Genomic DNA, 6,232 nt, shown 5'->3' on the forward strand with positions numbered 1-6,232 from the left:
CCGCCAGCGGCACCGGCGGGTAGAGGTGCACCTGCTCGCCCCCGGGCAGGCCGGCGGCACGCGCCGCCTCGCAGGCGGCGGTGAGGAAGCCCTGCGCTGCCTCCTGGGTGCTGGCGTCGGCGCGCACCAGCGCCTGCCAGGCAAAGGGCGGCATGCCGGCGCCGGCGCGCTCGGCGAGCTGCTGGTCGGCAAAGGACGGCCAGTCGTGGCGGCGCAGCGCGGCATAGACCGGGTGGTCGGGGTGCCAGGTCTGGATCCACATCTCGGGCGGGCTGCCCTGCGCCGCGACGTAGTGCGCGTCGCGCCCGGCGCGGCCGGCGGCCTGCAGCAGCAGGGCGAACAGGCGTTCGGGCGCGCGGAAATCGCTGGAAAACAGCGCGCCGTCGGGCTGCACCGCCGCGACCAGGGTGATGCGCCGGAAATCGTGCCCCTTGGCGACCATCTGCGTGCCCACCAGCACATCCACCTCGCCGGCGTGCACGTGCGCCAGCTGTTCCTCCAGCGCACCCTTGGCGCGCGTGGTGTCGGCGTCGATGCGCGCCACCCGCGCGGCGCGGCCCTGCGGGCCGACGACCACGTTGCGCAGCAGGCTGCCGAGCTGCTCCTCCAGCTGCTCGGTGCCGCGCCCGATGGGCGTGATGTCCAGGTTCCCGCAGGACGGGCAGGCGCGCGGCACGCGGCTGGTGGCGCCGCAGTGGTGGCAGCGCAGCGTGCGGTCGCTCTTGTGGAACACCTGGTGCGCGCTGCAGTGTGGACAGTCGCTCTTCCAGCCGCAGGCGTGGCAGTGCAGCACGGGCGCGAAGCCGCGCCGGTTGAGCAGCACCAGGCATTGCTCGCCGCGTTGCACGCGCTCGGTGATGGCGGCCAGCAGCGGCGGCGAGAAGGCACTGCCGCGCGGCTGCTGGCCCATGTCCACGATGCGCACCTGCGGCAGTTCGCCGGCGCCGATGCGGCTGGGCATGGACAGGCGCTGGTAGCGGCCGCTGCGCGCGTCGCCGGGTGTGGCCGGGCTGCTGGCGTGCCAACTCTCCAGCGAGGGCGTGGCGCTGCCGAGGATCACCCGGGCGCCCTGGTCGTGGCCGCGCCACAGGGCCAGGTCGCGGGCGTGGTAGCGCGCGCCTTCCTGCTGTTTGTAGCTGGGATCGTGCTCCTCGTCCACCACGATCAGCGCCAGGCCGGGCAGGCTGGCAAAGACCGCCATGCGCGTGCCGAGCACGATGCGCGCCTGGCCCGCGTGCGCCGCCAGCCAGCTGCGCAGCCGCTGCGGCCCGGTCATGCCGCTGTGCAGGCTGACCACGGCGGCCTCGCCGTACAGCGGCGCGAAGCGCGCACGCACCCGCGCCTCCAGCTGGGGCGTGAGGTTGATCTCCGGCACCAGCACCAGCGCCTGGGCGGCCGGATCGGCGGCCAGCGCCCGGGCGATGCAGTGCAGGTAGACCTCGGTCTTGCCGCTGCCGGTGCTGCCGAACAGCAGGAACGGCCCCGGGCCGGCTTCGATGGCGGCCATGGCGTGCGCCTGCTCGGGGCTGGGGACGACCTCCGGGGCGGCGGTGGCGGGGCTGGAGGGCGCAGGCGCCCGGCGCAGGCGCCGCGCCAGCTGCTCGGGGCCGAGTTCGCGCAGCTGCGGCGGCAGGGCCGCCAAGGCGACCTCGCCCACGGAGCGCTGGTAGTAGCGCGCCGCGAACTGCACCAGGCGCCGCCAGGGTGCATCGAGCGGCGCCAGGCCTTCGAGCACGCCGGCGATGGCGCGCGGAGCGACGCCCTCCGGCAGGGGCGCGCCACCGTCCGGCGGGGCATCCCACACGACGCCGAGCACCTCGCGGCTGCCCAGCGGCACGCGCACCAGCGTCCCGGGCGGCAGCGGCGCCGCGCTCGCGTAGCTGAGCAGGTCGCCGAGGGCGGAGTGCGCCGGCGTGCTGACGGCAATGGACAGCAGGTGGCTCGGAGGCTCGGCGGGTGTGTTCATGGGAAGGGGCCGACGTCCGTGCCGACCTGTGGACAACTTTGTGGAAAGCGCGCCGGCGATCCCCGCGGGGGCCGGCCGGCAGGCGCTGTCGTGCTATCGAATTTCCAGTTTCTGCAGCAAAAGTCCGTTATGAATCAAGCACTTTGCTGCGCCGCAAAAAAGCGCCCCGAGCGCCAGAGCCCTGCGCCGGGCCTGCGCCCGCTCGTCCAAACATGTGAACAACTCGCTTGTCAAGGCCTGTGGCGGTGGCATTTCGTGGTAAGCCAATGCGAACAAATCGGGAAGCAGGCTGCAGTTTGTCAGGCAAGTCGTTGATTTTGCAAGTCTTTGTCGGTTAGTCCAGAATTTCTGTGGATAACTTTGTGGGCAACCCCCGGGAAAAGCCGCCAAGCCCTTGTCGCTCGCGGCTTTGCACGGAATGCACAGCAAAACGGCATCCGCGCGTGTTCCTTGTGAATCAAGGACTTAGGCGAAGTGCAGCGGCGCCGGGCGGGAAGTCCCTCGCCAACACCGGCCTGCCGTCCGCAGCCCCGCCGCGCCTGGAAAATGTGCACAACTGGGGCCTGGGGCGGCCGGCAGCGGCCGCTCAGCCGCGGCGCAGCGCGCGCGAGTGGCTGTGCACGGCCTCCACCAGCGCCGTCACGTGCTCCGGCGGCGTGAACTGGCTGATGCCGTGGCCGAGGTTGAAGATGTGCGTCGGGCCGGTGGTCGACGGGTCGGTGTGGGGCCGTCCGAAGCTGTCGAGCACGGCACGCGCCTGGGCGGCCACGGCCTCCGGGGAGGCGAACAGCACGTTCGGGTCGAGGTTGCCCTGCAGCGCCTTGCCCGGCCCGCCCGCCGTGCCGCCCACCAGGGCGCGCGCGCGCCCCAGGTTCACGGTCCAGTCCACGCCCAGCACCTCGCAGTCGAGTGCGCTGTCCATGTCGGCCAGCCACAGGCCGCCGCCCTTGGTGAAGACGATGCGTGGCACGTCCTGGCCGTCCGGTCCGGTGCGCTTCAGCCCGGCGAGCACCTGGCGCGTGTAGGCCAGGCTGAACTCCTGGAAGCAGCCGTCGGCCAGCACGCCGCCCCAGCTGTCGAACACCATCACCGCCTGGGCGCCGGCGTCGATCTGCGCATTCAGGTAGGTGGCCACCGCCTCGGCGTTCACCGCGAGGATGCGGTGCATCAGGTCGGGGCGCGCATACATCATGCTCTTGACCAGCCGGTAGTCCTGCGAGCCCCGGCCCTCGACCATGTAGCAGGCCAGCGTCCAGGGGCTGCCGGAGAAGCCGATCAGCGGCACGCGCCCGGCCAGCGCCCGGCGGATGCTGGTCACGGCGTCGAACACGTAGCGCAGCCTGTCCATGTCGGGCACCGCCAGGCGCGCCACGTCCGCCTCCTCGCGCACCGGATGGGCGAAGCGCGGGCCTTCCCCTTCCGCGAAGGACAGTTCCAGGCCCATGGCGTCGGGCACGGTGAGGATGTCGGAGAACAGGATCGAGGCATCCAGCGCGAAGCGCTCCAGGGGCTGCAGCGTGACCTCGGTGGCGTAGTCCACGTGGGTTGCCAGCCCCATGAAGCTGCCGGCGCGTGCGCGCGTCGCCTTGTACTCGGGCAGGTAGCGGCCCGCCTGGCGCATCAGCCACAGCGGCGTGTACTCCGTCGCTTGGCGCCGGCAGGCGCGCAGGAAGGTGTCGTTTTGCAACGGGGCGAAAGAGGAGGAAGCGGTAGTCATGGGCGCCGATTGTCGCAGCGCGCGCCGAAGGCCACGAGGGAGACCGCGGCAAGCGAGCGCGGCTGCGCGCCCGTTGATGTGGATTAAGCGGGGCCGGGATCGGTGGTTTTTCGTCCGCCCGGTCGGTAATATGCTGCCCCAACTCAAAACCATGATGGCAGTGTTGTTGCTGCCCCAACCCCGTAGAGAGGACAAATCCCATGAGAGACAGGCTGCGAACCCTGGCCCTGCCCTTCCTGAGCGCCTGCCTGGCCTTGGCGGCCGGGCTGTTTTCCCCGGGCGCTCACGCCCAGGAGGGTCTGGGTGTGACGGATGCGGAAATCCTGATCGGCCAGTCGTGCCAGCTCACGGGGCCGCTGGAGGGCATCACGCGCGAGGTCCGCCAGGGCGCGAGCCTGTATTTCGACCACATCAACGCTCAGGGCGGAGTGCGCGGCCGCAAGATCCGCGTGCTCGCGCTGGACGATGCCTACGACCCGGCCAGGGCCGAGGCCAACACCCGCCAGCTGATCGACCGGGACAAGGTGCTGGCGCTGTTCCAGTACGCCGGAACGCCCCCGGCCCTGGCCGGCATGAAGCTTGCCGAGGAGCGCGGCGTGCCGCTGGTCGCGCCCTTCACCGGTTCCGAGGCACTGCGGGAGAAATCGCTGCGCTGGGTCTTCAACATCAAGGCCGGCTACGCCACCGAGCTCGATGCCATGGTCCGCCACCAGGCGTCCATGGGCATGCAGCGCGTGGCGGCCGTGTACCTGGACAATCCCTTCGGTACCGGCGGGCTGGCGGCGGTGGAGCAGTCGGTCCGAAAGCACGGCGTGAACCTGGTGGCCACGGCGCCCCTGCGGGTCGATGGTGCGGGCATGGCCGGGGCGGTGGCAGCGGTCGCGCAGCACAATCCGCAGGCGATCATCGTCATCAGTGCCGGCAAGCCGAGCGTGGACTTCATCGCCGCCTACCAGGCAGCCGGTCATCCCACTTCCTTCTACGTGTTGTCGGTGATCAGCAACGTGCAGCTGGTGGAGGGGCTGGGCGAGCGCGCGCGCGGCGTGATCGTCTCGCAGGTGGTGCCCTCGCCGTGGAACGCCAGCCTGCCGCTGGTGCGGGAGTTCCAGGCACTGGCCCGGGCCCAGGGGCTGACCGAATACACCTTCAGCCACATGGACGGCTTCCTGTCGGCCAAATTCCTGGTCGAGGCGCTGCAGCGCGCCGGCGCCCGGCCGACGCGCGCCAGCCTGGCGCAGGCCATGGAGTCGATCCAGACGAATTTCGGCGGATTCGCCGTGGAACTGTCTCCCACGGAGCACAGCTCCGGCAAGTTCGTCGACCTCCTGATGATGGGCCGCGACGGGCGCCTGACCCGCTAGGGCTGGCGAGGCTGCCGGGCGGCGCCTGCGCTACAGCGCCGCCAGCGCGGCCCGCAGTTCGCCGCGCCCCAGGATCTCGCTGAACACCACCGGTGCGCGCCCCGGGGCGTGCAGTACGTACACCGGCACGCCGCTGCGCCCCAGCTCGGCCAGCGAGGCCGTGATGGCCGGGTCGCGCCGCGTCCAGTCGGCGCGCAGCAGCGCCACGCCGCGGTCGGCAAAGTCCTGCAGCACCTCGGGGTCGGCGAGGGTGGTCTGCTTGTTGTACTGGCAGGTCACGCACCAGGCGGCCGTGTAGTCCACGAACACCGGCCGGCCGGAAGCGAGAATCCGGCCCGGCAGGTCGGCGCTCCAGGGTTGCCACTGGCCGATGCCGGCGGGTGCATCGTCGACTGTGGAGTTGCTTTGGGCCACCAGTACCGGAGCTGCCTCCGGCTCCGTCACGACCGGCGTCCAGGCCCAGGCCGCCCAGGCGCCGGCTGCCACCGCCAGCGGAGCGAGCACGGCGCGCGTGCGCCCGCGCAGGGTGAGCGCCCACACCGCGAGCGCCAGCAGCACCAGCAGCGCCAGCAGCGCCGCCACCCCGTCGATGCCCACCTGCTGGCCCAGCACCCACACCAGCCAGACCACGGTGGCGAACATCGGGAAGGCCAGCAGCCGGCGCAATGTTTCCATCCACGCCCCTGGGCGCGGCAGGGCGCGCGCCACCGCGGGCAGCCACGCCGCCAGCACGTAGGGCAGCGCCAGGCCCACGCCGAGCGCGGCGAAGATGGACAGCGCCTGCGCCGCCGGCAGCGTGGCCGTCAGGCCGAGCGACGCCCCCATGAAGGGCGCCGTGCAGGGCGAGGCCACGGCCACCGCCAGCACGCCGGTGAGGAAGGCGTCCGCCACCGGATGGCGCGCCTGCAGGCCGGCCACCGAGGAGGGCAGCATGCGCCCGAACTCGAACACCCCCGCCAGGTTCAACCCGATCAGCGTGAAGAGCGCCGCCAGCAGCGCCACCACGGCCGGCGACTGCAGCTGAAAGCCCCAGCCCACCGCCTCGCCCGCGGCGCGCAGCGCCAGCATCAGCGCGCCCAGCAGCAGGAAGGACAGCACCACGCCCGCGGCGTAGGCCAGCCCGCCGACGCGCTGCGCCCGCAGGTCCTGCCCGTGGCGCGCAAAGCCCACCACCTTCACGGCCAGCAC

4 protein-coding genes are annotated in these 6,232 nt (G+C 72.0%); 1 reads left to right on the top strand and 3 read right to left on the bottom strand.

The annotated features are described in order from the left end of the window. The coding region (gene priA / locus A612_RS01880) for a replication restart helicase PriA (RefSeq protein WP_019372919.1) at nt 1-1,966 on the bottom strand (1,966 nt) is incomplete at its 3' end. Nucleotides 1,967-2,552: 586 nt separating this feature from the next. Next, a complete protein-coding gene (gene hemE / locus A612_RS01885; protein ID WP_040435624.1) occupies nt 2,553-3,683 on the bottom strand; it encodes a uroporphyrinogen decarboxylase in 1,131 nt (376 codons plus the stop codon). 200 nt (nt 3,684-3,883) lie between these two features. Here hemE and A612_RS01890 point away from each other — a divergent pair, with 200 nt between their 5' ends. Then, the gene (locus A612_RS01890) at nt 3,884-5,044 is read left to right on the top strand and encodes an ABC transporter substrate-binding protein (RefSeq protein ID WP_081501069.1); all 1,161 of its coding nucleotides are present in this window, start codon (nt 3,884-3,886) and stop codon (nt 5,042-5,044) included. Between the two features lie 30 nt (nt 5,045-5,074). Here the strand turns inward: A612_RS01890 and A612_RS01895 are convergent. Continuing rightward, the coding region (locus A612_RS01895) for a protein-disulfide reductase DsbD family protein (protein WP_019372922.1) at nt 5,075-6,232 on the bottom strand (1,158 nt) is incomplete at its 5' end.

Source organism: Melaminivora alkalimesophila, from assembly GCF_000282995.1.
GTDB lineage: Bacteria > Pseudomonadota > Gammaproteobacteria > Burkholderiales > Burkholderiaceae_C > Melaminivora > Melaminivora alkalimesophila.

Coding starts and splice junctions, on each gene's coding strand:
- hemE (WP_040435624.1), bottom strand. CDS start 3,683: ATGACTACCGCTTCCTCCTCTTTCGCCCCGTTGCAAAACGACACCTTC.
- A612_RS01890 (WP_081501069.1), top strand. CDS start 3,884: ATGAGAGACAGGCTGCGAACCCTGGCCCTGCCCTTCCTGAGCGCCTGC.